This is a genomic window from Brevundimonas sp. BH3, assembly GCF_045345115.1.
Classification (GTDB): domain Bacteria; phylum Pseudomonadota; class Alphaproteobacteria; order Caulobacterales; family Caulobacteraceae; genus Brevundimonas.
Genome location: NZ_CP150796.1, coordinates 2,182,257 through 2,208,724, shown reverse-complemented (window position 1 = coordinate 2,208,724; position 26,468 = coordinate 2,182,257). Strand labels below are relative to the sequence as shown.

Here is a 26,468-nt window from a genome sequence, read left to right as displayed (position 1 = left end):
CTGGCTTGAGGGAGCGAGAGGGGTTCCCGAAGAGCTCGGTCTGCGTAAGGGGAAAGCGGATGGCGGCGACAAAGGGTCGACGTGTAGGGGCGGGTGCTTGGTCTGGGGTGTGCGCTGCGGTGATTGTGGCTGCAGCATCTCTGACGGGCGGACAAGTCGCACTGGCGCATCAGGGCAGTGATGCGCCAGTCGCACGCCAGACTTTTAATCCTGCACCCCCCCGGCGTGCAGGCGAAGGCTTTGGCCCATATCCGTTAATGGTGATCCGTGGCGCGACCCTGATTGACGGGACGGGTGCGCCGCCAACAGGACCGGTCGATATCGTCATCGAGAATGACCGTATTACCGATATTGTTCAGGCAGGTTGGCCCGGAATGCCCGAGCGCCTGAACCGTCCGCCGCACGGTGCGGCACATGAAATCGATGCACGCGGCATGTATGTGATGCCCGGCTTTGTGGACGCCCATGTGCATGCGGGCGGCCCGGGCAAGGCACCGGACATGGAATATGCCTACAAGCTGTGGCTGGCCCATGGTGTGACGACCGTTCGCGGTGTCAGTCTGGCCCCACATGCGATTGCCCGTTCCGAGCGTGACCGTTCGGCGCGTGGCGAGATCGTGGCTCCGCGTATCTATAACTATCAAACCATGGGTTCGGGCTGGAACCGTGGCCGTATCCACGATGCCGCCAAAGCCCGCGAGTGGGTGCGCTGGGGTGCTGCCAACGGTATTGATGGCATCAAGTTCTTCATCCGTGGCGACGAGACACCGGAAACGGTTCTGGCCGCCATCGACGAGGCCAACAAGCTGGGCATGGGCACGGTGGCCCATATCGCCCAACCGGGTGTGGCACAGCTGAATGCCGAGCAATTGGCTGCGGCCGGCCTTGGCACCATCACACACTTCTACGGCCATTTTGAATCGCTGTTGGCCGGTCGTGAAATTCAGAACTATCCGGTCGATTATAACTTCCTCGACGAGCAGAAACGCTTTGGCGAGGCGGCTGAAATCTGGCGCCAGATCGAAATCGGCATGCCGGGCTGGGACGAGTATTTGAAGACACAGGTCGAGACGGGTGTGGCCTTTGATCCGACCATGACCATCTATGCCGCCTCGCGCGACCTTTCCCGGGCCCGCAATGCGCCGTGGCACGATGTTTATACCCTGCCGACGCTGCATGATTTCTTCCAGTCTACGCGCGACAACCACGGCAGCTATTTCTTCGACTGGACCACACAGAACGAAGTGTCATGGCGTCGATTCTATGATCGCTTCATGCGTCTGGTGAATGATTACAAACGTGCCGGTGGTCGTGTGACGATCGGTTCGGATTCCGGCTTTATCTGGAAGCTGTTCGGGTTCGGCTACATCGAGGAGATGGAGCTGTTGCAAGAAGCGGGTTTCCATCCGTTGGAGGTCGTGCGCGCGGCGACAATGGATGGCGCTTCGGTCCTGGCTGAACCATCCGGAAAACCTGCTGATTTTGGCATCGTCCGCATCGGTATGAGTGCCGATCTGGTCATCGTGCCGGAAAACCCGCTGGCCAACTTCAAGACGCTATACGGCACGGGCCATGAAAGGCTTAGTCCCGAGAACCGTATCGAGAAGGTGGGCGGGGTCAAATGGACCATCACGCGCGGTGTTGCCTATGACGCCGAGGTCTTGCTGGAAGACGTGAAAGCTATGGTTGATCGTCAGAAAGCCGAGCGTGGGCAAGCGGTGCAATGATGACCGAGCTTTAAAGAGAACTCACGGGCGGCGGGTATAGAACCGCCCGGTAAAACCAAAAATCCAATCCCTGTAACGCCTTTGAGGGAAGGCGATTGCGGGTCTGTGCCCGCAAGGGAAGTCATAGCTAGGGGATGACGAAATGAGACGCTCCACTTACCTCAAGGCAGGGACAATCCTGGCCGGTGTTGCGACACTGGCTTTTGCTCCCGTGGCAACGGCGCAGGATGTTGTCGAACAAGAAGAAGCCACCTCGGTCAGCGACATCGTCGTCACTGGCTCGCGTATCCGTCGTCCGAACATCGAGGCGGCGACGCCCGTGGCGGTGGTGGATGCTGGCGAGATCGAGGCCATCGGCAGCACCAACCTGATCGACGTCATGGCACGCCAACCGTCGGCCGGTCTGGGATCGTCGGCTTCCAGCACAACCAACTCGGTAAACGGTCAGGGTCTGGCTACGCTGAACCTGCGTAACCTCGGCTCCAGCCGCACTCTGGTTCTTGTCAATGGTCGTCGTCACGTCGCCGGTGCGGCGGGTACCAGCGCCGTGGACATCAATACCATCTCCAAGACCACTATCGCCCGTGTGGACACGGTGACGGGTGGTTCGTCGGCTGTTTATGGTGCCGACGCCGTGGCCGGTGTGGTTAACTTCATCACCAAACAAGATTTTGACGGCATCACCTTCCAGACCCAGTACGGCTCGGCGGATGGCCCGCAAACCTATTTCGGTTCGGTCGCGATGGGCCGCAACTTTAACGACAGCCGCACCAACATCATGGGCGCTCTGACCTATGACAAGGCCGAAGGCATGATGCGCCACGAGCGTGACTATGCCATGAGCGCGCTGGCGGAAATTCCGAACCCGAACAAGAAGAGTGCCAATGACGGCCTGCCGTCGTTCATCATGGCGCGTGACGTCTATACCAACACCCAGAACGACTTCTTCACGCCGGTTATTGTCACGCAGGTTGGTGCTGCCAAGCCCTTCAGCCTGACCTTTACACCGGATGGCAAGCTGACCACTTTTGACCGTGGCCAGATCCTGTATGACGCGCAGGGCCGCGAACAGAAGCTGTCCATCGGTGGTGACGGCTTCAAGCTGCGTGACGACATGCTGCGTACGCCGGTTGAGCGTTTCGGCGGCGAGATGCAACTGCGCCACCAGTTCAACACCTCGGGTGATCTGTTCAGCTCTCTGAACCTGTTTGCCGAAGCCAAATACTTCCACATGGAAGCCAGCAGCCAGGCGCGTAACGGTACGTTTGCCGATACCTCTCCGGGCCGCTCGACGGGTAACGCCTATCGCATCTATGCCGACAACGCCTTCATATCGCCGGAGTTGCGGGCGGTGATGGCGGGCGGCGCTCTTCCGGTTGATGACAAAGATCCTCTGAAGCGCCAGTATTTTGACATCAGCCGTATCGATACCGACTTCGGTATCCGCACGACCACCTCGGAATACGACACCTTGCGTTTCGTCACCGGCTTGGACGGTTCGTTCAAGAACGGCTGGAATTTTGAAGCCTATGTGAACTATGGCGAGACCAAGTCGCAGTTCGTGAACTTCGACCGTCTGCAAAAAGAGTTCTATGACTCGATCGATGCCGTCTCCGTAAACGGCCAGATCGTTTGCCGTGATCTGGCAGCACGCGCCAATGGCTGTCAGCCGCTGAACCTGTTCGGTGCCGGTCTGGCTTCGCAGGAAGCGCTGGACTATTCCTACATCTATACTGTGCGTGACGATGTAATCCGTCAGTGGAACGCCGTGGCCAGCGTCAATGGCGAGCTGTTCAGCTTCCCGTCGCTGTTCAGCGGTACGGCTCTGCCGGTTGCCTTCGCAGCCGGTGTGGAATGGCGTAAAGAATACAGCCAGATGGTGCCGGACATCCGTTCGCAGCAGGGTCTGATCTTCCAGAACGTACAGGCCCGTACCGAAGGCGAATACCAGTCCAAGGAAGTCTTCCTTGAGGTGAACCTGCCTCTGCTGGCCGATGTTCCGTTTGCCCAATATGTGAACCTGAACGGTGCCTATCGTTATCAGGATTACAGCACCACGGGCGGCGACGGCAGCTTCGGTCTGGGTCTGGAATGGACTGTGGACCGCAATATCCGCTTCCGCGGTAACTATGCGAAGGCCGTTCGTGCGCCGAACATCAGCGAACTGTTCAACGGTGGCAGCGAAGGCTATGCCGATTTTGCCGATCCGTGCGACGCCTCGCGTCTGGGCCTCGGTAAATATCCGGCCAACCGTGCCAAGAACTGTGCGGCGCTGGGTCTGGACCCGAACTTTACCCAGTCGGTCAGCACCAAGCCTTCGGTCAGCAAGGGCAATGAAAACCTGTCGCCGGAAGAGGGTGAAACCCTGACGCTGGGCGTGGTTCTGACCCCGTCCTTCATTCCGGGTCTGGCGGTCACGATCGACCACTATGACATCAATATCAGCGACGTTATTGCCTCGTTCGGCGCACGCACCATCATCGACAACTGCGTGGACAGCCCGACGCTGGACAATCCCTTCTGCGGTAATGTGACCCGTGGACCGGATGGCAATATTGCCCGCGTCGTCAATCAGGTGATGAACGTGGCTGAATATACCAGCTCGGGCTGGGATGTGACCGCGTCCTACCGTACCGATCTGGCTTCGCTGGGGCTGCCGGATTATGGCTCGCTGTCCTTCAGCGCGGCTGCCGGTTTCCTCGACGAACTGACCTATGATCCGGTGCCGGGCGATGCCAGCGTGCGCGACGAACAGGCGGGTGAAGCGCCCAATCCGAAGCGCCGCGTGAACTTCCGCGTGACATGGGACTATGACAACGTGTCGCTGTCCTATTCGAACCGCTACCTGAGCAGCGTGGTGCGTTCGAACCAGGATGCACCGGGTACCTATGAGGTGTGGAAGGCTCCGTCATGGACAACCCACGACCTGCGTGCCGAGTATCGCTTCGGTGATTATTCGGTCTTCGGCGGTATCAACAACTTCACCGACGAAGCCCCGCCGCAGACCCCGTTCACCTGGACGGGCACCTCGCTCTACAACGGGTTTAACGCCAGCATTTACGACAATCTGGGCCGTTATATCTATGTGGGCGTGAACGCCCGCTTCTAAGTAAAATGGTTGAAGCCGTCCGGTCGCCGGACGGCTTCATTACCTTTGGGGGCCCGCCCGAGGGAGCGGCCCTGAGATTTCCAGAGGGGAAAAGATGAAAACGCTGATCGCACACAGCGCTATTGCCACCGCCATAGGCCTCATGGTCGCCGGATCGACGCTGGCTATACCCTTAACAGCACAGGCCCAGGCACCCGCGGTCGCCAACAATACTGTTGCACCGCCTCTGACCGCGCTGGATGCACAGTTTCGCGCCATCGCCGATGAAGAATGGACATGGCGCAGTCAGGAAATGCCGAGCCGTGGTTCTGCTCGCTTTCCAGACGTCAGTGCGGAAGGACAAGCACGTCGACTGGCCTATTGGCTGAACGTACAGCAGCGTCTGAATGCTATTTCGCTGAATGACCTGTCGCCTCAAGAGCGTACCAACTACTCGGTCTACAAGCACCAGATCGACAGCTTCGTCGAGGACATCCAGTTCGGCCTGTATGAAATGCCGTTCAATGCCGACAGTTCGTTCTGGTCAGGCGTTTCGGGCATGGCCAACGGTACATTTGGTTCGGTTGCCGATTACGAGCGCTACCTGAACCGCCTGCGCGCCGCGCCGGCTCATTTCGATCAGCAGATCGTCAATATGCGCGCCGGTATCGCCCGTGGCTTTGTGCAGCCGCGCGAGGCTCTGTCTGGGCGCGATATTTCGATCTCGACCATCAGCGAGGAGACCAATCCGGTCGAGAACCAGCTCTATGGTCCATTTAAGTTTATGTCAGGGATTTCTGAAGCCGATCAACAGCGCCTGCGCGCCGAAGCTGTTCAGGTTATCGGCCAGATCGCTGTTCCGGCCTTCCAGAATCTGCTGACCTTCTATCGCAGCGAATACCTGCCGGCCACACGCACGACGCTGGGGGCTGACAAGCTGCCAAACGGCGAGGCCTTCTACCAAAGCCAGATCCGCCAATACACAAGCGTCGATATGACCCCGGACGAAATCCACCAGATCGGTCTGGCCGAGGTCGCCCGCATTCGCGCGGAAATGGAAACCGTGATGCGCTCGACCGGCTGGACCGGCACATTCAACGAGTTTACCCGCTTTCTGAAGACCGACAAACAATTCACCTATGACAAGCCTGAACACCTGCTGTGGCATGCGGCATGGGTGGTGAAGAAGGTCGACGGCAAGATGGCTCAGTATTTCGAGCTGCAACCGCGCCAGACCTTCGACGTGTCGGAAATTCCGGCCAATATCGCGCCTTTCTATACGGCTGGCCGCGGCAACTGCTCGTTCAATACCTATGACCTGCCGTCGCGCCCGCGTTACAATATTCCGGCCCTGACGGTACACGAGTGCAATCCGGGCCACGCTTGGCATGGCAAGATGCGTAGCGAACTGCCCGCCCTTCCAGCATGGCGTCTGGGAGCCAATATCTCGGCCTTCGGCGAGGGCTGGGGTCTGTACACCGAGAAACTGGGTGTCGAAATGGGCGTCTATGAAAACGCCTATGAGGACTTCGGACGTCTAAATTACGAGATGTGGCGTGCGGCCCGTCTGGTGATTGATACCGGCCTTCACTCCAAGGGGTGGTCCCGTGATCAGGCTCTGGCCTATCTGACGAATAATACAGCACTGTCGGACCATGAAATCCGTACTGAAATCGATCGCTACATCACGTGGCCGGGGCAGGCTCTGGCCTATAAGCTGGGCCAGATCGAGATTGTCCGTCTGCGGGCCAAGGCTGAAGCCGAGCTGGGTGCCGACTTCGACATCCGTAAATTCCACGACAAGCTGATCGGCCTGATCGTTGCAACCATTCCGGCCATGACCGCCGAGATGGAAGCCTTCATCACAGAACAAAAGGCCGAGGCCGCACGATAATGGATAAAAGTCGGCCTATCCGATCCTTTTACGGATAGGTCGGGCTTTTAGGGCTGTTTTGGCATAAAAATGGTGAGAACGGCCATTGTCGAGGCCGCGAGGCTCTGACAATAAAAGCGGGTAGTATGTTCTGTGGGGGAGCAGATATGAGCTCGAATGATTATAAGCTCGATGATGCAGATCGCCGTATTTTACGCGCGTTGCAGCAGGATGGACGCATAACGAACCAGGATTTGGCGGCGGCATGCAATATGTCGGCCTCTTCGTGTTTCGAGCGCGTGCGCCGTCTGCGCGAGCGCGGGGTGATCATGGGTTATACGGCCCTGATCAATCCGAAATATGCGGAGCGCGAATTGCTGGTTTTTGTCGAGATTATGCTGGACCGCACGACCTCCGACATTTTCGACCAGTTCGCCGCCCGCATCCGTCGCTCTCCCGAGGTTCTGGAATGCCACATGGTGGCAGGCGGCTTCGACTATCTGGTCAAGGTCCGTATGAAGGATATGGCGGCCTATCGTGCCTTCTTGGCCGATACGCTGGTGGTTATGCCGGGGGTGCGCGAAACGCGTACCTATGCGGTGATGGAAGAGGTCAAAGATACCTCGGTCCTGCCGCTATAAGCCCAATGACAAAGGCCCGCTCTGGCGGGCCTTTTTTGTGTGCGGGGATTGGATGCCGCTCAGGCGATGATGTCGGGCAGAATTTGATCCTGTATTTTGACGATCTCGTCCCGCAGCGACAGCTTTTTGCGTTTGAGGCGGGCGATCATCATCTGGTCGGGCACCGGCATCAAAGCCAGAGCATGAATCGAGGCGTCCAGATCGGCATGCTCCTGCTGCAACTCGGCCAGTTGTTTCAGAAGAGCTTTTTCGTCTTCGGATTCGATAAGATCGTGATCGTTCATAAGGCTTCCCCACGCGCTGCGGGTTTATAACCGAGCGGGGGTCAGGCTGAAAGCCGTTCGGACAATGTCTTGAGGGCCGGACGAGGGATGATGCGGGTCCACAGACGTGCGGCATCGACCATACCGTCCAGCGCGGGGCGTGTCTTGCCCGAAGCGGGTGGTGCCAGTTCCTGGAGTTGATCCAGCAGGTGGCGCTCGGCCTTGAGTTCCAGCGTCTTGATCTGGTCGCGCACCGACAGGCGTGCCTCGGTTTCGAGATCGGGCACAGGGGTCTTCAAAGTGCGGCGTATGGCCCGCAAAGGGGCCACCGTAGTCGTTTCCCATGCGCGGGCGGTATCGGCGGCGGCCTCAAGCGTTTCCTCGTCCGGTAAGCGGCCGGTTTCGGCGCACCACGCCCCCCACAACAGTAGGCAGACATTCTGTTCGTGAAAGTCCTGAAGAGCGAGACAGGCCTCGGGCACGCCCTCGCGCTTATAGGCGGCCAGAGTCCAGTCCCACAGGCTTGTTGTCGCGAGGGTCATTTCAGGCCTTCCCACCGGCGCACGGCGTGCCAATCGAGGCCGAACAGGTCCAACGCACGGCCGACCGACTGGTCAATAATCTGCTCGACGCTTTCAGGGCGGGCATACAGGGCGGGCAGGGGCGGGGCGATCACCGCCCCCATTTCGGCCAGCGCCGTCATGGTCTTCAGATGGCCCAGATGCAGCGGTGTCTCGCGCACCATCAGTACCAGAGTGCGGCGTTCCTTTAGCACCACATCGGCGGCGCGGGTCAGCAGGGTGGACGTGACGCCGGTGGCGATTTCGCCCATGGTCCGCACTGAGCAGGGGGCGATAATCATGCCCATGGTGCGGAATGATCCGGACGCGATCGTTGCACCGACATCGCCGATCTTGTGAACGACGCTGGCACGCTGTGTGACATCGTCCGGCGTCAGATCAGTTTCTTGTGATAGGGTCAGCAGGGCCGCACGCGAAATGACCAGATGGCTTTCGATGCCCATTTCTTTCAGGGCATCCAGCACGCGGACGCCATAAATCACGCCGGAAGCTCCGGAAATTCCCACAACCATGCGGGAGGGCGTCGAGGCATTGGCGGCGGGATTCAAGAGCGGCGACCTTTCGAAACGGGGGCAGTCAGACAGTCTATACCAAGGAATGTCACCGGAATGTGATTCCCCTTACAGGCGTTCTCGGCGCTCACTGTCTTCGTCCCTTAGACATGGAGGCGCAAGCCATGACGATTGAGGCGCGTATTAGAGAATTGGGTAACCGTCACCGCAATCTGGACGATACGATCCAGCAGGAAATGCGACGACCTACGGCGGATGCCACGCGGCTCAGAGGGCTTAAACAACAGAAGCTGAAGCTTAAGGAAGAGATTGGTCTGTTGGAAAGCCGAATGCACTGATTGGATAGAGGATAAGAAAAAGGCTCCGAAGCAGAACTTCGGAGCCTTTTGCATTTTGGTGCCGTGCGATCAGTCGCGCGAACCGAACACCGACTCTGCGGTCGGTTCGGCATTGGCGAAGTGGTCGATGTCTTCTTCAAAGATGACAACAGGCTCTTCCGGAGCGGTTTCGACCGGCTGGAGGATACCGTTCTTGGCGTCTTCCTTGGCCTTCTTGTCGGCGGCCTTGCGGACCACTTCATCCAGTTGCAGCTGGCCGACGAGGCCCAGCGTCACAGGATCGACCGGCTTGATGTTTGGCGAGTTCCAGTGGGTGCGGTTACGCACCGACTCGATGGTGGCCTTGGTGGTGCCCAGCAGCTTGGCGATTTGGGCATCCGGCACTTCCGGGTGGTTGCGAACGAACCACATGATGGCGTCCGGACGGTCCTGACGGCGCGAAACCGGCGTGTATTTCGGGCCCGTCTTGACCGGCTTCAGCAGTTCGGCATGGCGCGAAACCACGGCCTTCATGCGATAGGTCCCGTCGGCTTGGGCTTTTTCCAGCTCTTCGCGGGTCAGCTGGCCGTTGACGATCGGGTCAGCACCACGGATGTCGCGAGCCACATCACCATCGGCAATGCCGCGAACTTCCAGCGGGTGCAGGCCACAGAAATCGGCAACCTGCTCGAAGGTCAGCGAGGTGTTTTCCACCAGCCAGACCGCAGTGGCCTTGGGCATAAGGATCTCGGACATGGGCATTATCCCGGTGGTTCAGGCCCGAAAATCGGGCGTTGGATACGACGGCGCCCGACCTTTTCGGCCGGGCGCGATGGAACGACTATAGGCTTATTTCGCTAAAAAGAAAACGCTGACTGCCAGCTCCATACAGCTAGGGTTCATATTTTTGCTGTCATGCTGCATCCGTTGAATGAATGTTTGGCACCAGATTTGGAAAGGGTGACCGATGAAGAATGGATTTGCAGCCTTGGCCGCTTTGACGGTTGTCGCTGGCGGCGTCAGTTTTGCCTCGGCTACGCCCGCAGATGCTCAGGCTCGCGGTGCTCCGCGCGGTAGTTATGCACAGTCCTGCACAGGCTCCTATGTGAATCAGGGACGCCTGTATGCCGATTGCCGCGACATGCGAGGCAATATTCGCGAGACTTCCATCGAGCTGAACCGTTGCTCCAGCAGCGATATCAGTAATGATAACGGCTTGCTGGTCTGCCGCGGTCATCGCGGTGATTACGAAGACAATGGTCGTCCGGGCGGCAACCGTCCTGGAAATGGCAATGGTCATCGTCCGGGCGGTGGCTGGGACAATGGCTGGAATAATGGTCGCGGTGGATCGATCACCGTTTATCGTGATGCCGACTATCGTGGCCAGTCGCTGACATTTGATCGCGAAGTCAGCAATCTGCGCGACCATGGCATGAACGATGCCGTCAGCTCGATCCGCTTTGCGCGCAATAGCGGAACGTGGGAAATCTGCACTGACGCCTATTTCCGCGGCCGTTGCGAGCGCATCTCGACAAATACCCGTGACCTGAGCCGACTGCGCCTGAACGACACCATCTCGTCGATGCGTCCTGTGGGCCGTGGTTATGACAATTATCGTCCGCGATAAAAAGCTGGACGCATAAAACAAGAAGGGGGGGCCGGATCACATCCGGCCCCTTTTTGTATCTTAAGGGATCAGAACAACCTTGCCGACATGGTCGCCGGCTTCCAGTTCGGCGTGAGCCTGTGCGGCCTGATCTAGCGGAAAACGGGCATGGATGCGGGCACTGACGTGACCCTGTTCGATCCACGGCCAGACCGTGGTCTCGACCGCTGCGGCCAAGCGGGCTTTCTCGTCCGCAGGGCGGCTGCGCAGGGTCGAGCCGGTCAATACCAGTTTCTTGAACATGATCCGTTGCAGGTCGATTTCGGCGCGGTTGCCGGTGAGGTTGGCAATCATCACCCAGCGCCCGCGCTCTTTGAGTGCGTGCAGGTTCAGGTCGGCATAGGCGGCACCGACCATGTCCAGAACCACATCTACGCCCCCGGCCGCCTTAATTTCGGCGGCAAGATCTTGCGTGCTGCTATCCAGACAGATGTCGGCGCCCAAGGCTTTGGCTGCTTCGGCCTTGGCCGCTGTGCGGCTGGTGGCAATCACGCGGGCCCCGGCGGCCTTAGCCATCTGGATCGCCATAACGCCAATGCCGCTGGTCGCGCCGTGGATCAGCAGGGTCTCGCCAGCCTTCAGCGCCCCGCCCTCGAACATATTGGTAAAGACGGTAAAGACGGTTTCGGGCAGGGCAGCGGCCTGCTCAAATTCCAGTCCCGACGGTATGGGAAGGGCGTGACGGGCATCGACGCAGACATATTCAGCATAGCCGCCGCCGCCCAGAAGGGCGCAAACCCTGTCGCCGATAGCCCAGCGGGTGACGCCTTCACCGATGGCTTCGACCTCGCCAGCCACTTCCAGACCCAGAATGTCGGACGCGCCCGCAGGAGCCGGGTAAAAGCCGTTACGCTGGACAATATCGGGACGGTTAACACCCGCGGCTCGCACACGGATCAGGATTTCGCCTGCTTGTGGCTGTGGAACAGGGCGCTGTCCCACAACCAGCGCCGAGGCCGGACCTTTACCGTCTGTGATTTCGATGGTGCGCATGGGGGGATCCTGACTTGCCAAAAAACAGTTTCGAGCGTCTTCTACGCGGTCGCAAGGCGTTCGGCCATGAATACGGGCGCATATTTGGTCCAGGAGGCGCGTATGTCTTTTGAAGATCTGGAAAATGATCCGGCAGGTGGGGACAGCCTACATGCCCTGATCCGCGAGGATCTTGAGCCTTATTCTGTGACGGATTTGGAAACGCGGATTGCGGCGCTTGAAGCTGAAATTGCCCGTGTCAAAGCCGCTATTGTATCCAAGTCGTCCCAGCGTAGTGCGGCAGATGCGCTGTTTAAATTTTAACCTGACAGGGGATAGGTTTTGCGGCGCGCATGCCCTTGGACATAACAAGGTTGTTTCCAAGCTTGGCAGTAGACTAGAGACTGTGGGTTGCCCCTCGAACAGGGGTGGCATGTGGGGATGGAAACGACGTGACACTGGTCGATGAACTGCCAACCAATACGTCGGTCCGCACGACCGAAGTGTTGAAATTTACATCCTCCGAACTGTTCCAGCGCCTGTTCCGAGAGGGCATCGAACTGGTCGAGGAAACGGCGGCCTATCTGGATGGGGATGGTCGTAGCGAGTCGCGTCTTCTGACGCGGTCTGCGGCGCTGAGCTATGCCGGTGAAAGTATGAAATTAACGACGCGGTTGATGCAGATCGCGTCGTGGCTGTTGGTACAGCGGGCGGTGAACGAGGGTAATCTCGAGGCCGATGTCGCGTTCCAATCACGCTATCGGTTGGCAGGGCGTGAAGTGAAGGCCGAGCCTCTTTCAAAAGAGTTGCCGACCGTATTGGTAGACTATGTCCAGAGGGCAGAGCGCCTTTATGACCGGACCTATTTTCTGGATCAGAAAATGTATGTAGCCTACGAGCAAGAGCCACCGGCCAACGGCGTGCTGAGCCAGATCGAGCGGTTGAAAGCGGCATTTGGCTAAGGGCCCGATATGCCAAAGAAAAAGGCGGCAGGTGTCAGACCTGCCGCCTTTTTCTTTGTATGAAAGACTAAACTTACAGCCAGTCGTCATCCTTGTCCGCAGGGGCTTCGGATAAGACTTCAGGCAGACGGACGTCGATACCCATGGCGCGGGCCAGCTTGGTATCGCGGCGATAGGAGTCCTCGCGGAATGCGACGCGCCCCTGACCGTCGACAAAGGCTGTCCAGTACAACAGGCGCACCCCGATCTTGCGACCGGTTTGAACGCGGGTGGTATCGCCACTGACCTGTGCGGCATCGAAACGCTCCAGACGGACCGGATCGGGAGACAGCAATAGTCTGGCAAATTCCACAGCGTTCTGCACACGCACACAGCCGTGGCTGCGCTGGCGCACCGACAGATTGAACGCGCCCTTGCTGGGCGTGTCGTGCAGGAAGATGGCATAGCTGTCGCGCAGCTCGAACTTTACATAGCCCAGCGACGAGCGGGGACCGGCGCGCTGCACCACCCAGCCATTATCGTTGATATACATATCGTTGGCGGCCAGATAACCCGGGCCCTTGGGCAGGATTTCACGCCGGGCAATGCCCATCGGCACGGTCCACGGCGGATTGGCGACCACTGAAGCAAAGTCGCGTTCCAGACTGGGGGTCTGGTTTGCATGCGAGCCGACGACGACGCGGTTAGAGTGAACGGGCTGGCCGTCCTTCCAGTAAACCATGATGGCGGCGGCGGTATTTACCTCGATACGTTCGGGCTGCAACTCGCGCTTCAGCCAGCGGCGGCGTTCCAGATTGAGGGCAATCTGACGGGCGCGATCTTCGGCAGAGGTGCTGAGAGAGCGCTGGGTCGCCGGACCAACGCGACCATCCACACCCAGACCATGACGGGCCTGAAAACTGCGCATGCCCTGCTGAACTGAGGCGTTATAAACGCTAGTACTGCCGAGGCTGGACGCTGTCGAGGCATTGATATCGCCTTCGAGGCTGAGCCGTTTAATTAGACCGGGGACGCGCGGATCGCTGGCCCCCGGTTCGATCTGGGCACCGACGGTAAAGGCGGGCCAGCCACCGTCACGGGCAATGCGACGATAACGAACATAGCCTGCCGACAGGTTTTTATATCCGATATCCTGCGGTGCCAGACCGTCGAACCATGCCGATAGATTGCCGTTTAGTGCCCCAACGAGGCCCGAAGCCACATCAACGCTGTTCTTTTGCATCTCCCAGAGTTCTTCAACGCTCTCTGGCGCAATACGACCGTGGGCGAGGACCTTGGCATAGGTCAGGGCCGCAGCCGTCGAGCGCACCTCAGCCGTATCGGGTTGGGCGGCAAGACCGACAAAATCGAAGTAGTCACCGGCATGCAGGGCATGATGCTCGGCGCGGCTGGCGACATCCTGAAGGATACGAAGGCGCTCAGCATTCCATACGGGGCGACCGCCAGTCAGTTCGTAAACCTTGCGAACATCGGGCTGGATATCTTGGGATAGGCGGCTGATCTGGGCGTCAAGAGCGGGGGGGAGGGTGTTTGTAACCGTCACCTGTACCTGTGCCAGTGACGCATTTGCTGCACCCAGAGTCAGGGATGTCGTTGCGACACCCAGACCCAATTCACGTCGATTCATAACCCATCCGCTCATACTGTCCATTCGACCATTCCGGCAGACACCATATCTGCTGTCCTGATCTGAACGTCCGCAGGTTATCCCTGTTCCGGTTAAAGAAAAAGCACCGCCCCTTTCGGAGCGGTGCTTCTTGTTGTCACCAACGGTAACGGACTTACTTCTTGAGGAAGCCACCGAACTTGCCGTTGAAGCGCGACACGCGGCCGGCGCGGTCCAGCATCTGGCCGTTGCCACCGGTCCAGGCCGGGTGCGAGGTCGGGTCGATGTCGAGGTTCAGGGTTTCACCTTCTTTGCCGTAGGTCGAACGGGTCTGGTAGGTGGTGCCATCGGTCATCACAACGTTGATGAAGTGGTAGTCCGGGTGCGTATCGGTCTTCATAATGTAAATCCGTCTCTGCGCGACGACGATTCCGACCGTCACTGCGCGTAAATTCGAGAATCCCGCCGTGCGAGACGGTGGGAGCGAGGTCGGGCGTTTACACCGAGGGGCGTTACGGGGCAAGAGCAGGTTATGAACCAGCAAAATGCCACACCCACTGAATCTGCCGTTCAAGGTCGCCCGGGGGCCGGTGCCCTGCTGGCTGAACAGATTGGCGAAGCGGCCGGAAAGCGCGGACGCAGCCGTAACGTCAAGCCACTTGGACGCTTGTTGCCCTATCTGGCGGCGCATAAGGGCCATGCCCTGTTATCGGCCCTTTTCCTTGTGGGCTCGACCGTGGCCTCGCTGGCGCTGACGGCGACGGCGCGCGGTGCGATTGATACCGGCTTTGAAAATGGCGGAGCACATCTGAACTTCTGGTTCGGTATTCTCGGGGCCAATGCGCTGGTGCTGGGTTTGCTGACGGCGCTGCGTTATTTCTATGTGACTAAGACCGGCGAGCGCATGATTGCCGATCTTCGTCAGGGACTGTTTGCGCGTATCCTGTCGCTGGATCCGGTCTTCTTTGCCCATATGCGTACCGGCGAGGTGTTGTCGCGCATGACGACCGATATCCAGTTGGTCGATACGTTGCTGACCACCTCCATCAGCTATGCGCTGCGCAACTTCCTGACCCTGATCGGCGCGACCATCCTGCTGTTCTTTGTCAGTCCCAAGCTGACAGCATTTGTGCTGTTGATCGTGCCGGTCCTGATTGTGCCGCTGTTCCTGTTCGGGCGTCAGGTCCGCAAGCTGACCGTGCAATCACAGGATACGTTCGCCGGTGCCGTGGGTTTTGCCGGTGAAAGCGTCGATGCGCTGGAAACGGTTCAGGCCTTTGGGCGTGAAAACAATGCGCGTGGCCGTTTTGATGCCGCTGTGGAAATGGCCTTTGGCGCGTCGCTGAAGCGTATGCGCGCGCGGGCTGTCATGACCGCCATGATTATCACCGTCATGTTCGGTGGTGTGTCTCTGGTGCTGTGGCTGGGCGCGCAGGATGTGGTGGCCGGAAATATGACGCCAGGCTCGCTGTTGCAGTTCGTGCTTTTGTCGGTGTTTGCGGCGGGGGCTGTGGGCGCTCTGGGCGAAAGCTGGGGCGATGTCCAAAAGGCCGCGGGCGCTATGGAGCGTATCGACGAGTTGATGCGGGCAGAGCCTGCGATTGCGGCACCTGCCAACCCCAGCGTTCTGCCGGTTCCGGCACGCGGCGAGGTGTCCATGTCGGCGGTGGACTTTGCCTATCCGGGCCGTCCTGACCTGACGGCGCTTAAAGGCTTTAGCCTGACGGTGCGTCCGGGCGAGACGGTGGCTCTGGTCGGGCCGTCGGGCGCGGGCAAGTCCACTGTGTTCCGTCTGTTGCTGCGTTTCTATGATCCGCAATCGGGTCTGGTGTCGGTGGATGGCGTGGATGTGCGCAAGGCCGATCCGGTCGAGGTGCGCAGCCGCTATGCATGGGTTTCACAAGAAGCGCCGCTGTTCTCGGGCTCGCCGCTGGAAAACATCCGCTTTGGCCGCGAGGACGCAACGCTGGAACAGGCCAGACAGGCCGCATCCGAGGCGCAGGCTCTGGCCTTTATCGAAGCCCTGCCGCAAGGGTTTGATACCCCGCTTGGCGAACGCGCCAAGAGCCTGTCGGGTGGTCAGCGTCAACGTTTGGCTATTGCGCGTGCTCTGGTGCGCGATGCACCGATCCTGTTGCTGGACGAAGCCACCAGTGCGCTGGATGCCGAGAACGAGCGTCTGGTTCAAGTCGCTCTGGATCAGGCGATGGAGACGCGTACCACGCTGGTTATCGCCCACCGTCTGGCCACCGTCCTGCGGGCTGACCGCATTGTGGTGATGGATGCCGGTCAGGTGGTCGAGGAAGGCACTCATGCCGAACTGGTGGCCAAGGGCGGGCTGTATTCGCGCCTTGCCAAGCTCCAGTTCCAGAACGACTGAGTTATTGCGGCAGGCGGCCCAGCTTGGCCCCGACCGCTATGGCCGGAAAGTCGCTGAAGACTGCATCGACCTTCAGGTCGTAGAAACGCTGTAGATAGCCCGTCAGATCGCCGTGGTCTGACGGGCTTTCGTTTGAGCGGTGTTCCAGAGGCAGGAAGGCGTTCTCGGCACGGAAGGTCCAGACCACGACCTTGAGGTCCGCGGCGTGGGCATCGCCGACCAGAGAGGTCGCGGGCAGGGTGGCCGCATCATCACCGCGTGGCAGGATCATCTGGTCCTGAACCCCGATAGAGGCGGCATAGGTGCGGATGGTGGCCAGACCTTGCGGCGTGGCCATGGACTGATAGGTCAGGTTGGGACGGTCGGCAGGGCTGCCGGACACCTGCATCAGTTGCAGGAGGGGCGCGTCGATACGCTTGGACAGGCGCTCCAGCGGGCCGACCTCGAAACACTGCACCAGTATGGGTGCGTCTGCCCCTGTCAGACCAAGACGCTGTGCCTCGGCAACAAATACGTCTTCGATGTTCAGGCCATAGCCGCGAAAATGCAGCGGATGTTTCAGTTCAGGCGCGACACCGATGCTGCGACCGGTGCGTTTACTGCCCTCGCGGGCAATGGCGACCACCTCGTCAAAGGTCAGGATTTCGTCAGTGCCATCATGGGCGCTGGAGGCGGGGCGAAGCAGGGGCAGGCGTTCCTTGGCACGCAGGGTCTTTAGTTCTGCCAGCGTAAAGTCTTCGGTGAACCAGCCGGTAACTTCGATCCCATCAATGATGCGCGTGGTCTTACGGGCCGCAAAGGCAGGATGATCGGCCACATCGGTGGTTTCGCCGATCTCGTTCTCGTGGCGCACAACCAGATGGCCGTCCGCACTCATGACCAGATCGGGTTCGATAAAATCGGCACCCTGTTGGATGGCCAGCTCATAGGCGGCGCGCGTGTGTTCGGGGCGCTCGCCCGAGGCTCCGCGGTGGGCGATGATTTCTGGCGTGGCCAGCATGGATGAGACGGCAAGAACGACGCTGAGCATGTCGGGATGGAGCCTCAGAACATGGGGCAAGACAAGTGCAGCTTTACACACCCCGTAAGTGGGGCGCGGCAATAGCTTACCAAAATTATATTATGGCCCTTGCAGGTGCATGGGGCATCTTGAGTGGCGGTAGTTCTTGTCCTCACGACCTTGGAGGGGAAGTGAGACATAGAATATTGCGCGGCGCTGCACTGGCATTTGTGCTGGCGGCTGTGCCTGGGGCTGCGGGGGCTGCGACAGCCGCACTGGTGGTCCCTGCTGGCCAAAGCCAGCAATTCCGGGATGTGACCTTCGTGGTATTCCAGCCGTAGATTTTGGAACAGATTGCATAAAAAAGGGCGCATCCCGGTTTAGGATGCGCCCGTTATTTTAAGCGGTTTGCTGGATCAGGCGCCTTGCAGCACCTTGCGCAGCTTGGACTGAATGTCGGGATTGCCCGCGACAATCGTCTTGCCTTGCTTGGGATCACCGTCTTGCTCGATGGTGGTGACAAGACCACCGGCTTCGGTCACCAGCAGGATGCCGGCAGCGACATCCCACGGCTGCAGGCCGCGCTCGAAGAAGGCGTCATAGCGGCCAGCCGCGACCCATGCGAAGTCCAGCGATGCCGCACCCAGGCGACGGATACCGGCGACGCGCTGGCCCACAGCGTGGATGTCCTTGATGGCTTGGGCGTGGCCCGACTTGCCGATGAAGGGCAGGCCGGTGGCGACCAGCGATTCCGCCAATTCTTTGCGGCCAGCCAGACGGATGCGGCTGTCGTTCAGATAGCAGCCCTTGCCTTTTTCGGCCCAGAACATCTCGTTCATGACCGGATTATAGGTCACGGCGGCGACGATTTCAGCGGTGCCATCGGGGTGGGTACGTTGCAGGCCGACCGTGATCGCAAAATGCGGCATGGCATGCATGAAGTTGGTGGTGCCGTCGATCGGGTCGACGATCCACATGTGGGTCTTGTCGGTACCTTCGACCAAACCACGCTCTTCGCCGAGGAAGCTGTAACCCGGGCGGGCCTTCATCAGCAGTTCGAAGAGGGTATCCTCAGCCTTGACGTCGGCTGCGGTAACAAAATCGGCAGGGCCCTTGCGAGAAACCTGAAGCTGCGAAACCTCGCCGAAGTCACGGAGCATCGGGCGGGCGGTCTTGCGGACGGCGTCCATCATGACCTGCAGAAGTGCGGAAGCGAGAGCCATTAGTCGATCTCCTGATCCGTGCATCCTTTGGTTTCAGGGCCAAAGCCCCGGATGGACGGAGAAGTCAAAAGGGGTGCGGACCATCCGCACCCCTGAATTTCAGCCTTTGCAGGCAAAAGTCGGCGAATTTTAGTCCGCGCGACGCACGTACTCACCCGTCGAAGTGTCGACGATGATTTTCTCACCGGCAGACATGAACGGCGGGATCATGACGCGCACGCCGTTCGAGGCGGTTGCCGGCTTGTACGACGACGAAGCGGTCTGGCCCTTTACGGTCGGCTCGGTCTCGGCCACTTCCAGCACGACGTGGTCCGGCAGTTCCAGACCGATCGGGCGACCTTCGTGCGACTCGATGATCACCTTCATGCCTTCTTGCAGGTAAGGGATGCGGTCTTCACCGACCCAGCCCTTTTGCAGTTCGATCTGCTCGTAGGACTCGTCGTCCATGAAGACCAGGGTGTCGCCGTTGTCGAACAGGTAGGAGTAGTCGCGCTGTTCCAGCGTGACGCGCTCGACCTTGTCTTCCGAACGGAAGCGCTCGTTCAGCTTGTTGCCGGTTTCGAGGTTCTTGGCTTCCACGTTGGCAAAAGCGCCGCCCTTGCCGGGTTTGACGTGGCTGGCCTTGGTGACAACCCACAGACCATTGTTGTGCTGCAGGACCATACCGGGCTTGATGGTATTCGCGTTGATTTTCATAGGGAAGGTTCGGGCTCGTTTATGGGCAGGTGGGCGCAGCCCTTTCGGGGCGCTCCAAATCGCCGCGAGACCTAGAGTAGATGAAGGCAAATGGCAATGTCGGCCACCATTATGACGGCTATTTCTATGGCTGTTTGACCAGAGCATTGGCCTGTGAGGCGGGATCAACAACGGCATCTACTTTCAGGCGTCGCGCCTCATAGGCAAAGGCGGCAGCCAGTCCAGCCGATGTCATGGCAGCTCCGATCTGGCTCCAACGGTTTTGCGGGCGGGCGGCCAGCCACCATGCATTGGCGGTCTGGGCCAATGCCCACAGCCCCATAGCCGTCGTTTTCCCGCGACGCGCAGGGGCGTTCCAGACCCGTAAGGCCGAAAGGGTATTGGAGGAGAACACGGCGGGCAGCAGCAGATTACCCGCCCTGACCTCTTTCTTTACGCGCCGGAACAGGGCGCGCGAGGAGGGATCGGGCGAGGCCTCCTTGGCCAGCGTAGTAATAGCCACGGCAAATCCGGTGACCAGAACAGCCCCAAGCGCGACATGCCTCCAGTCACGTCCGTCCGCATTGAGGAAATGCCCCGCCTTGTCGCGGGCCGTGTCGATCAGGTCATCCATGTGGGCCATTTGCCTTCCCCGTCTGCCAAGTCACTTAAGGCAAATGAAAAGGCGGCGGAGATGTTCCCCCGCCGCCTTTGGCATGTCTGGTCTGCTTCGAAAGATCAGTGGCCTTCGCCAACGATCTCTTTCATGGCCGATTGCAGATAGTTCTGCTTGCCCATCAACTCGACCAGATGCAGCTGGTTTTCGAGGAAGTCGATGTGGTTTTCGGTATCCGACAGGATCGTCAGCAGCATGTCGCGGCTGACGTAATCGCGGGCCTGTTCGCATTCTGTCAGGGCGTCACGGGTGGCCAGACGGCTGTCCATTTCCAGTTGCAGATCGGCTTGCAGGCATTCAATGGGGTCTTCGCCCACCTTGAGCTTATGCAGGTCTTGCAGGTTGGGCAGGCCGTCAAGGAACAGGACGCGCTTGATCAGCAGATCGGCGTGTTTCATCTCGCCGATCGATTCCTTGTAGATAATGTCGCCAAGGTGCGTCAGGCCCCAGCTTTCGAACATGCGCGCGTGAAGGAAGTATTGGTTCACGGCCGTCAGTTCGTTGGTCAACACCTTGTTAAGGGTGCGAATGATTGCGGGATCGCCCTTCATGGCTTGTTTCTCCGTGTATGACAGCGGAGGGGGCCGCTATCTGATTGATGCGGAGAATAACACGGCTTTAGGCGTTATGTTTATTTGCGAGTTACTTTCACTGCATTGATAATGCGAGCGTTTTTCACTCTCAGAAGCAGATAGGGATTATTCGGCGGCGACAGCAAAGGCTTCGCGCGATTCCTGGATCATTTGGCGCATTTCACAGACGCATTTTGCGCACTGGGCCTGACAGCCCTGCGAGGCAAAAATGTCCTTCGGGCGCTTGGCCCCTGCCTCGATAGCAAAGTGGACGTCGCGGGAGCGGATGCCGTTACAGTTACAAACGTACAAGGCGGACTGCTCTTGTTTGCTGCTGAGAATGACTCTCTATAGCACGCGCTAAAAGTTATGCAACTCATTCGCATTTCGACTAACGGATTGTGAATACGGGGCGTGTGCCAAGCCAAAGACATTGACGCGCTGTGCAGATGCGGGCAGGGCGGGGTATGGCTCGTGAACCGCAAGTCCCGCCTCGCCCTGTGTGTCAGCTGTATCTGATCACGCCTGCGTCGATCGATGATCTGGACGCCTTTGCCGCACGTCTGGACAAGGCGTTGGGGGCAGGCGAGGTTGCGGCGGTGCAGATCCGTCTGAAACCGGCCTCGGACGACCAGATCCGCGCGGCGGTGGCCAAGCTGAAACCTGTTTGCCATGCGCATGGCGTGCCGGTCCTGTTGAATGACCGGCCCGATCTGGCCAAGGCCACAGGATGTGACGGGGTGCATGTGGGGCAGGGCGACGCCTCGGTCGCAGATGCGCGTCGTATGCTTGGCGAAGACGCGATGATCGGTGCCACCTGTCATGACAGCCGCCATCTGGCGATGGAAGCGGCCGAGGCGGGTGCCGACTATGTGGCCTTCGGAGCCTTCTTCCCGACAAACACCAAGGAAACCACTCACCGTCCTGAAACCGATGTCCTGACCATCTGGCAGGAGACCATGGAAACACCGTGCGTCGCCATTGGCGGTATCACGGTTGAAACGGCAGCAGACATTGCTCGCGCAGGGGCTGATTTTGTGGCTGTCAGCGGCGCGGTCTGGAACCATCCAGAGGGCGAGGCCGCGGCGGTCCGTGCGTTTTCGCATGCTCTGAACACGGCCTATTAATCACGCATCGCTGTGTGCGGGAACGTGACGGCTTCAGACCCTATTAAAGAGCATGATGTAAACTCTGCATATAAAGCAGGGTAAGGGCGCAGATTACAGCGCAGGGAACGTCATGGAAGTCGGACAAACCTGGACCGATACGCCGCGTCAGGCTGGAGAGAAGGGTGAGGCCGCAAGCCTTGGTACGGTTCTGGCGCGATTGTACGGACGTAACCCTCCTGCCAATATGACTTTTTTCCGGCGTCCGTTTGCCTTGGTGGGCACAATCGGGGCCTTGTGCCTTCTGGTCGTAATTTCGGTTCGCTTTATGGTGGCCGGACCTGGGATTACCTCGACCTTGTGGATCACCAGCGGCGTCGCTGTTTTGGCTTGGCTGAAAGGCGGGCGGGGCCTGACCTATAGCGTGGCCTTTGCGGCTCTGGTGTTTATGGCGCTGATGGCAGGGGAGTTGATCCTCGGTAATCCGCCGCACCGTGCGATTATATTTGTGGGCCTGAACCTGCTGGAGATCGCGCTGGCCGTGGTGCTGCTGCGGTCTGTCTTCCCTCGACTGGATGCGCACACGGTCAAAGGTCATATGAAGCTGATCGTGACCTGTCTTGTGGCTTGTTTGCCATCCGCGCTGCTGTGCGGTTTTTTGCTCAAGCACGGGGCTAGCGACGGGTATCTGGGCGGTGTCCGCATATGGTGGCTGGGCCACGGCGTGGGTATGTTGATGGTGCTGGCCATCGGTTTCTCGCTCGGCGGGGCCTTAAACCGAGCGGTAGGGGGCGCTTCCGCGAAAAACGGTCAGCGTATCGGGCGACTGGCCGAAACCCTGTTTATGCTGGCAGTGCTGGTTGCGGCATCGCTGATGGTATTCCACTATTCTTTTCTGGCACTTGGTTTTGCAATCCTGCCGCTGCTGCTGCTCATTGCTGTGCGGATGCGGGTGCTGGGGACAGCGATAGGGCTACTGGTGGTTGGTGTCATCGCCATCAAAGGCACGATGGCGGGAAGCGGCCCCTATCATAATATGGAGCCTGGGGCGGCGCTGGCTATGGCGCAGATGCTGATCCTGTTCGGATATGCGCCTGTTCTGGTGGTAGCGGCCTTGCTGGACGAGCGCGATGCCTTGGCAGAGCGGGCACGTAGCGGTCGTCAGAAGGCCGAGGAAGCATCGGCGGCCAAGTCGCGCTTGCTGGCCAATGTGGCTCACGAGATTAAAAGTCCTGTCGGGGGCATTATCGGTATCGCCGAAATGTGGGCTTCCGGTCATTTAGGCGAGGTGACACCGGCCCAGAAGGACATGGCCCAGATGATGGTCCGCACAGGTCGCCAAATTGAAAATCTGGCCCATGATCTGCTGGATGTGTCGCAAGCGGAATCCGGGGCCGTTCGCATAGAGTTGCGCCCGACGGATGTGGCGGGCGTATTGCACGATGTCAGCCATACTGTGTCTATGATGCCCGAAGCTGCCGGACTGAAGCTTGATATACAGGTGGCTGAAAGCGGGTTGAAGATTATGGCGGATTCCCAGCGCCTGACCCAGATCATGATCAATCTGGGCAGTAATGCCGTTAAGTACGGGCGCGAAGGCGGGTTTGTCCGTTTCATTGCGACACGCCGCGAGGACGGGATGATCCGGCTGGCAGTAGAGGATGGCGGACGCGGGCTGACACCCGAGAAACAGGTCCAGTTGTTCGAACCATTCAACCGTTTGGGGCTAGAGCGATCTTCGATCGAGGGGCACGGTATCGGTCTGGCCCTGTCCAAACGTCTGGCCGAGCTACAAAAGGGCCAGATGGGTGTTGCCTCGGTGCAGGGGCATGGCGCGTCGTTCTGGGTGGAACTACCGGAAGCCTACTGAGATTTTACCTGCATATGGATCACGCAAAAGCGTTTCGTCTGTGAAGCTGTTCGGGAACATGATGTGCTTATGACTAAGGCCAAGACTCTTTCTTCGCTGGTGGTTTCGGTATCGGCCCTAATGGCTGCGCAAGGGGCCTTGGCCCAAAGCGCGACGGCACCGACTGCTCAGGAACTGACACGCGCATTGAACGCACGTTCGCCGCAAGCAACGTCGGTGCCTGCACCTGCGGCGCAGGCCAATCCGGCGGCGACGCAAAATCCGGCCGCCCGTTCCGCGCCGATGAGCAGACCGGCACCGGCGGTGACGGCAGTACGACCGGCTTCCCCCGCTCAAACGCAGACTCCAGCGCAGGCACAGGTAACAGCACCGGTTGCTCAGGTGCGGGATGCGAGCCCTGCGCCACGCATTGTGCCTTTGAATAATGCTGCCATTGCCGCCCTGCCTTTCCGTATCGATCTCAAAGGCGCGCAGATTGTCGAACGTCCCGCAGGACCATCAGCCAAGGTCTACTCGGTGCGTCGCGGCGAGACACCTTTGCTGATGATCTATACTGGGCCACAATCGGATTACCCGATCTATGGCGGGGATCAGGCCGAGGTTGCGGGGCGCACCAGTATTGTTGTCACCGAGGGAGTGCGCCGCCGCGCGGTCGAGCATCTTTTCCGTCGTGAGGATGCACAGCCCGTAGATATCCATGTCTGGGTGATGGCTATGGATGGCGCTGACGGCGATCTTGCCGAGCAAATCGCGCAGACGGTTGATCCGCGTTAGGTGAAGCTATCACAGTTATGCGGTGTCGATTTTAGGGGTTGCTGAATCGTCGAGACTGAATGATCTTGACAATCATTCGCAATATGGAGGTCGCGATGATTATTCTGGGCATCGGCATGTCGCAACTATCACGTCTCATGAAAAAGGGCGCAGAGGCTGAACCCCTGCGCCCTTCTGGACGGCCTCACCTTCGGGTTATCGAAGGATCGGTATCTCAGTTCAGCCCGCGAACTTCGTCGGCACGCCACAAGCGGTAGCGAACCTCGACGTTTTCGGGGGTGTAGATCACGATCGGCAGGCGCGAATTATAACGCACCAAGGTTTGCTGCGGCAGGGTGACGAAAGCTTCGCGTTCCGAACCCGGAGGGCAGCCCATCATGGTCGAAGCACCCCCGCGAACTTCAGTCAGGACATAGTAATTATAGCCCCAGCCTTCAGCGGTGCGTTCTTCCAACTGGCCACCGAGGGTCTGGTGGTTGCAGTCGATGGTCTTGGTCTGGCCGATCAGAAGCTCAACCTTGACTGCATCCTCGTTGTCGAGGGGGGGGAGGGACAGCACATGGCGCTGTTGACCAGCCACGGCTTGCGGGAAAGCCTTCATTAGATCGGCATCGGAGGATTCAGCCTCTACCGACGGCGTTGCACAGGCCGAAACCATCAGAGCCGCGACAGCGGCAAGGGCAAAACTGCGCATGGAGAGTGCTTTATATTGTGAAAACATGACGCGATAACGCAAAACCGCTTAAACTCGTTCCACAGCCATCGAGATAGCTTCGCCGCCACCGATGCACAGCGAGGCGACGCCGCGTTTGAGGTTGCGAGCTTCCAGAGCTGCCAGAAGAGTGGCCATGATACGCGCACCGGATGCGCCGATCGGGTGACCCAAAGCGGTCGCGCCGCCATTGACGTTCAGCTTGGCGCGGTCGATGCCCAGTTCCTTCTGGGCGATCATGGCGACGACGGCGAAGGCTTCGTTCACTTCCCACAGATCGACATCATCGACGCTCCAGCCCGCTTTTTGCAGGGTCTTCTGCATGGCCGGAACCGGTGCGGTGGTGAACAGGCCCGGTTCTTGCGCATGGCCAGAATGGGCGACGACGCGGGCGATAATGTTCAGGCCCAGTGCCTTGGCCGTGCTTTCACGCGCCATGACCAGAGCGGCGGCACCGTCCGAGATAGACGAGGCATTGGCGGCCGTGATGTGGCCATCCTTGATGAAGGCGGGGCGCAGGGTCGGGATCTTGGCCGGATCGGCCTTGCCCGGTTGTTCGTCTTCAGAGACGGTTACGACGCCCTTGCGGGTTTCGATCTCGACTGGAACGATCTCGTTCTTGAATGCGCCCGAAGCAATGGCTTCCTTGGCGCGGTTCAGGCTTTCGATGGCATAGGCATCCATGTCTTCGCGCGTGAAGCCGTATTTTTCGGCGGCAGCTTCGGCAAACACGCCCATGGCCTTGCCTTCATAGGCGTCTTCCAGACCGTCCATCATCATACTGTCGATGATGGTGTCATGGCCGATACGCGCACCGCCACGGTGCTTGTTCATCAGGTACGGGGCACCGGTCATGGATTCCATGCCGCCCGCGACGATGACATCGGCTGTACCGGCCAGCAGGGCATCATGCGCCATGGCGGCGGCTTGCAGACCCGAACCACACATCTTGTTCAACGTGGTGGCCTCGACGCCCAGCGGCAGACCGGCACCCAGTGCCGCCTGACGGGCCGGAGCCTGACCCAGACCTGCGGGCAAGACGCAGCCCATGAAAATCTGGTCGATTTTTTCAGGGGCCACGCCAGCGCGCTCGACCGCGGCCTTAACGGCGGTGCTGCCCAGTACAGTGGACTTTACGCTGGACAGAGCGCCCTGGAACCCGCCCATCGGCGTGCGGGCATAGGAGCAGATGACGACGGGATCAGCAGGGGTAGTCATGGGTTTCAGCCTTTGGCGGCAAATCACTAGAGTGCGCCTGATTAGGGGGCGTGA

The 26,468-nt window shown here is 59.3% G+C and carries 28 protein-coding genes; 13 read left to right on the top strand and 15 right to left on the bottom strand.

Features of this window, described 5'->3' with window-relative positions; genetic code table 11:
• Window positions 1–59: 59 nt before the first annotated feature.
• The 4 genes from WEU32_RS10810 to WEU32_RS10795 all read left to right on the top strand — a co-directional run bounded on the left by WEU32_RS10810 (window position 60) and on the right by WEU32_RS10795 (window position 7,329).
• A complete protein-coding gene (locus tag WEU32_RS10810) occupies window positions 60–1,727 on the top strand; it encodes an amidohydrolase family protein (protein ID WP_406851884.1) in 1,668 nt (555 codons plus the stop codon).
• Between the two features lie 142 nt (window positions 1,728–1,869).
• Complete coding sequence (locus tag WEU32_RS10805; protein WP_406851883.1) at window positions 1,870–4,836, top strand: TonB-dependent receptor domain-containing protein; 2,967 nt, start codon at window positions 1,870–1,872, stop codon at window positions 4,834–4,836.
• 94 nt (window positions 4,837–4,930) lie between these two features.
• Window positions 4,931–6,709, top strand: coding sequence for a DUF885 domain-containing protein (locus WEU32_RS10800; RefSeq protein ID WP_406851882.1), 1,779 nt, complete (start codon window positions 4,931–4,933; stop codon window positions 6,707–6,709).
• Between the two features lie 146 nt (window positions 6,710–6,855).
• Window positions 6,856–7,329: an Lrp/AsnC ligand binding domain-containing protein gene (locus tag WEU32_RS10795; protein WP_312136253.1), complete on the top strand. Its 474-nt coding sequence runs from the start codon at window positions 6,856–6,858 to the stop codon at window positions 7,327–7,329.
• A 59-nt stretch (window positions 7,330–7,388) separates the two neighbouring features.
• Here the strand turns inward: WEU32_RS10795 and WEU32_RS10790 are convergent, their stop codons facing one another.
• From WEU32_RS10790 to WEU32_RS10780, 3 genes are read right to left on the bottom strand one after another with little or no spacing between them, the layout of a single operon-like run.
• On the bottom strand, window positions 7,389–7,613 hold the full coding sequence (locus tag WEU32_RS10790; RefSeq protein WP_406851881.1) for a YdcH family protein: 225 nt from the start codon (window positions 7,611–7,613) through the stop codon (window positions 7,389–7,391).
• A 41-nt stretch (window positions 7,614–7,654) separates the two neighbouring features.
• A complete protein-coding gene (locus WEU32_RS10785) occupies window positions 7,655–8,134 on the bottom strand; it encodes a TIGR02444 family protein (RefSeq protein ID WP_406851880.1) in 480 nt (159 codons plus the stop codon).
• A complete protein-coding gene (locus WEU32_RS10780; RefSeq protein WP_406853437.1) occupies window positions 8,131–8,685 on the bottom strand; it encodes a UbiX family flavin prenyltransferase in 555 nt (184 codons plus the stop codon). The genes WEU32_RS10785 and WEU32_RS10780 overlap by 4 nt, the downstream gene beginning before the upstream one ends.
• A 164-nt stretch (window positions 8,686–8,849) precedes the next feature.
• On the opposite strand from WEU32_RS10780, the gene WEU32_RS10775 reads away from it, so the two are divergent.
• The gene (locus WEU32_RS10775; protein ID WP_312812373.1) at window positions 8,850–9,023 is read left to right on the top strand and encodes a DUF465 domain-containing protein; all 174 of its coding nucleotides are present in this window, start codon (window positions 8,850–8,852) and stop codon (window positions 9,021–9,023) included.
• Between the two features lie 69 nt (window positions 9,024–9,092).
• On the opposite strand, the gene WEU32_RS10770 is transcribed toward WEU32_RS10775, so the two are convergent.
• Window positions 9,093–9,758 (bottom strand): cell cycle transcriptional regulator TrcR, encoded by a 666-nt coding sequence (locus WEU32_RS10770; protein WP_312136259.1) that lies wholly within the window; start codon window positions 9,756–9,758, stop codon window positions 9,093–9,095.
• Between the two features lie 211 nt (window positions 9,759–9,969).
• On the opposite strand from WEU32_RS10770, the gene WEU32_RS10765 reads away from it, so the two are divergent.
• Window positions 9,970–10,629 (top strand): beta/gamma crystallin-related protein, encoded by a 660-nt coding sequence (locus WEU32_RS10765; RefSeq protein ID WP_312136261.1) that lies wholly within the window; start codon window positions 9,970–9,972, stop codon window positions 10,627–10,629.
• 60 nt (window positions 10,630–10,689) lie between these two features.
• Here WEU32_RS10765 and WEU32_RS10760 read toward each other — a convergent pair whose 3' ends face one another.
• On the bottom strand, window positions 10,690–11,661 hold the full coding sequence (locus WEU32_RS10760) for an NAD(P)H-quinone oxidoreductase (protein ID WP_406851879.1): 972 nt from the start codon (window positions 11,659–11,661) through the stop codon (window positions 10,690–10,692).
• A 102-nt stretch (window positions 11,662–11,763) separates the two neighbouring features.
• Between WEU32_RS10760 and WEU32_RS10755 the strand changes: the two genes are divergently transcribed.
• On the top strand, window positions 11,764–11,964 hold the full coding sequence (locus WEU32_RS10755; RefSeq protein ID WP_312136265.1) for a DUF1192 domain-containing protein: 201 nt from the start codon (window positions 11,764–11,766) through the stop codon (window positions 11,962–11,964).
• Between the two features lie 134 nt (window positions 11,965–12,098).
• Window positions 12,099–12,602 carry a DUF1465 family protein gene (locus WEU32_RS10750; RefSeq protein WP_406853436.1) on the top strand — a complete coding sequence of 168 codons (504 nt, stop codon included), beginning with the start codon at window positions 12,099–12,101 and terminating at the stop codon, window positions 12,600–12,602.
• A 73-nt stretch (window positions 12,603–12,675) separates the two neighbouring features.
• On the opposite strand, the gene WEU32_RS10745 is transcribed toward WEU32_RS10750, so the two are convergent.
• Both WEU32_RS10745 and rpmE read right to left on the bottom strand, forming a co-directional pair.
• Window positions 12,676–14,229 carry a L,D-transpeptidase family protein gene (locus tag WEU32_RS10745; RefSeq protein WP_312812378.1) on the bottom strand — a complete coding sequence of 518 codons (1,554 nt, stop codon included), beginning with the start codon at window positions 14,227–14,229 and terminating at the stop codon, window positions 12,676–12,678.
• A gap of 154 nt (window positions 14,230–14,383) precedes the next feature.
• Window positions 14,384–14,608: a 50S ribosomal protein L31 gene (rpmE, locus tag WEU32_RS10740; protein ID WP_167176814.1), complete on the bottom strand. Its 225-nt coding sequence runs from the start codon at window positions 14,606–14,608 to the stop codon at window positions 14,384–14,386.
• 132 nt (window positions 14,609–14,740) lie between these two features.
• Between rpmE and WEU32_RS10735 the strand changes: the two genes are divergently transcribed.
• On the top strand, window positions 14,741–16,588 hold the full coding sequence (locus WEU32_RS10735; protein ID WP_312136270.1) for an ABC transporter transmembrane domain-containing protein: 1,848 nt from the start codon (window positions 14,741–14,743) through the stop codon (window positions 16,586–16,588).
• A 1-nt stretch (window position 16,589) separates the two neighbouring features.
• On the opposite strand, the gene WEU32_RS10730 is transcribed toward WEU32_RS10735, so the two are convergent.
• Window positions 16,590–17,618 carry a glycerophosphodiester phosphodiesterase family protein gene (locus WEU32_RS10730; RefSeq protein WP_312136271.1) on the bottom strand — a complete coding sequence of 343 codons (1,029 nt, stop codon included), beginning with the start codon at window positions 17,616–17,618 and terminating at the stop codon, window positions 16,590–16,592.
• A gap of 176 nt (window positions 17,619–17,794) precedes the next feature.
• Here WEU32_RS10730 and WEU32_RS10725 point away from each other — a divergent pair, with 176 nt between their 5' ends.
• Window positions 17,795–17,929 (top strand): hypothetical protein, encoded by a 135-nt coding sequence (locus WEU32_RS10725; protein ID WP_312812383.1) that lies wholly within the window; start codon window positions 17,795–17,797, stop codon window positions 17,927–17,929.
• Window positions 17,930–18,004: 75 nt separating this feature from the next.
• Here WEU32_RS10725 and WEU32_RS10720 read toward each other — a convergent pair whose 3' ends face one another.
• From WEU32_RS10720 to WEU32_RS10700, 5 genes are all read right to left on the bottom strand, one after another.
• Window positions 18,005–18,811: an inositol monophosphatase family protein gene (locus tag WEU32_RS10720; protein WP_312136275.1), complete on the bottom strand. Its 807-nt coding sequence runs from the start codon at window positions 18,809–18,811 to the stop codon at window positions 18,005–18,007.
• A gap of 129 nt (window positions 18,812–18,940) precedes the next feature.
• Window positions 18,941–19,507, bottom strand: a complete 567-nt coding sequence (gene efp, locus WEU32_RS10715; RefSeq protein ID WP_312136277.1) for an elongation factor P — start codon at window positions 19,505–19,507, stop codon at window positions 18,941–18,943.
• A gap of 124 nt (window positions 19,508–19,631) precedes the next feature.
• Window positions 19,632–20,129, bottom strand: coding sequence for a TspO protein (locus WEU32_RS10710; protein ID WP_406851878.1), 498 nt, complete (start codon window positions 20,127–20,129; stop codon window positions 19,632–19,634).
• A gap of 95 nt (window positions 20,130–20,224) precedes the next feature.
• A complete protein-coding gene (bfr, locus tag WEU32_RS10705; protein WP_312136281.1) occupies window positions 20,225–20,713 on the bottom strand; it encodes a bacterioferritin in 489 nt (162 codons plus the stop codon).
• 147 nt (window positions 20,714–20,860) lie between these two features.
• A complete protein-coding gene (locus WEU32_RS10700; protein WP_312812385.1) occupies window positions 20,861–21,046 on the bottom strand; it encodes a (2Fe-2S)-binding protein in 186 nt (61 codons plus the stop codon).
• A 155-nt stretch (window positions 21,047–21,201) separates the two neighbouring features.
• Between WEU32_RS10700 and thiE the strand changes: the two genes are divergently transcribed.
• The 3 genes from thiE to WEU32_RS10685 all read left to right on the top strand — a co-directional run bounded on the left by thiE (window position 21,202) and on the right by WEU32_RS10685 (window position 24,484).
• A complete protein-coding gene (gene thiE, locus WEU32_RS10695) occupies window positions 21,202–21,861 on the top strand; it encodes a thiamine phosphate synthase (RefSeq protein ID WP_406851877.1) in 660 nt (219 codons plus the stop codon).
• Between the two features lie 112 nt (window positions 21,862–21,973).
• The gene (locus WEU32_RS10690) at window positions 21,974–23,710 is read left to right on the top strand and encodes an ATP-binding protein (protein ID WP_312136287.1); all 1,737 of its coding nucleotides are present in this window, start codon (window positions 21,974–21,976) and stop codon (window positions 23,708–23,710) included.
• A gap of 69 nt (window positions 23,711–23,779) precedes the next feature.
• Entirely contained in the window at window positions 23,780–24,484 is a 705-nt protein-coding gene (locus WEU32_RS10685; RefSeq protein WP_406851876.1) for a hypothetical protein, read from the top strand.
• A gap of 214 nt (window positions 24,485–24,698) precedes the next feature.
• Here WEU32_RS10685 and eco read toward each other — a convergent pair whose 3' ends face one another.
• Window positions 24,699–25,178, bottom strand: coding sequence for a serine protease inhibitor ecotin (gene eco, locus WEU32_RS10680; protein WP_406851875.1), 480 nt, complete (start codon window positions 25,176–25,178; stop codon window positions 24,699–24,701).
• Between the two features lie 48 nt (window positions 25,179–25,226).
• Window positions 25,227–26,414, bottom strand: a complete 1,188-nt coding sequence (locus WEU32_RS10675) for a thiolase family protein (RefSeq protein WP_406851874.1) — start codon at window positions 26,412–26,414, stop codon at window positions 25,227–25,229.
• Window positions 26,415–26,468 lie beyond the last annotated feature (54 nt).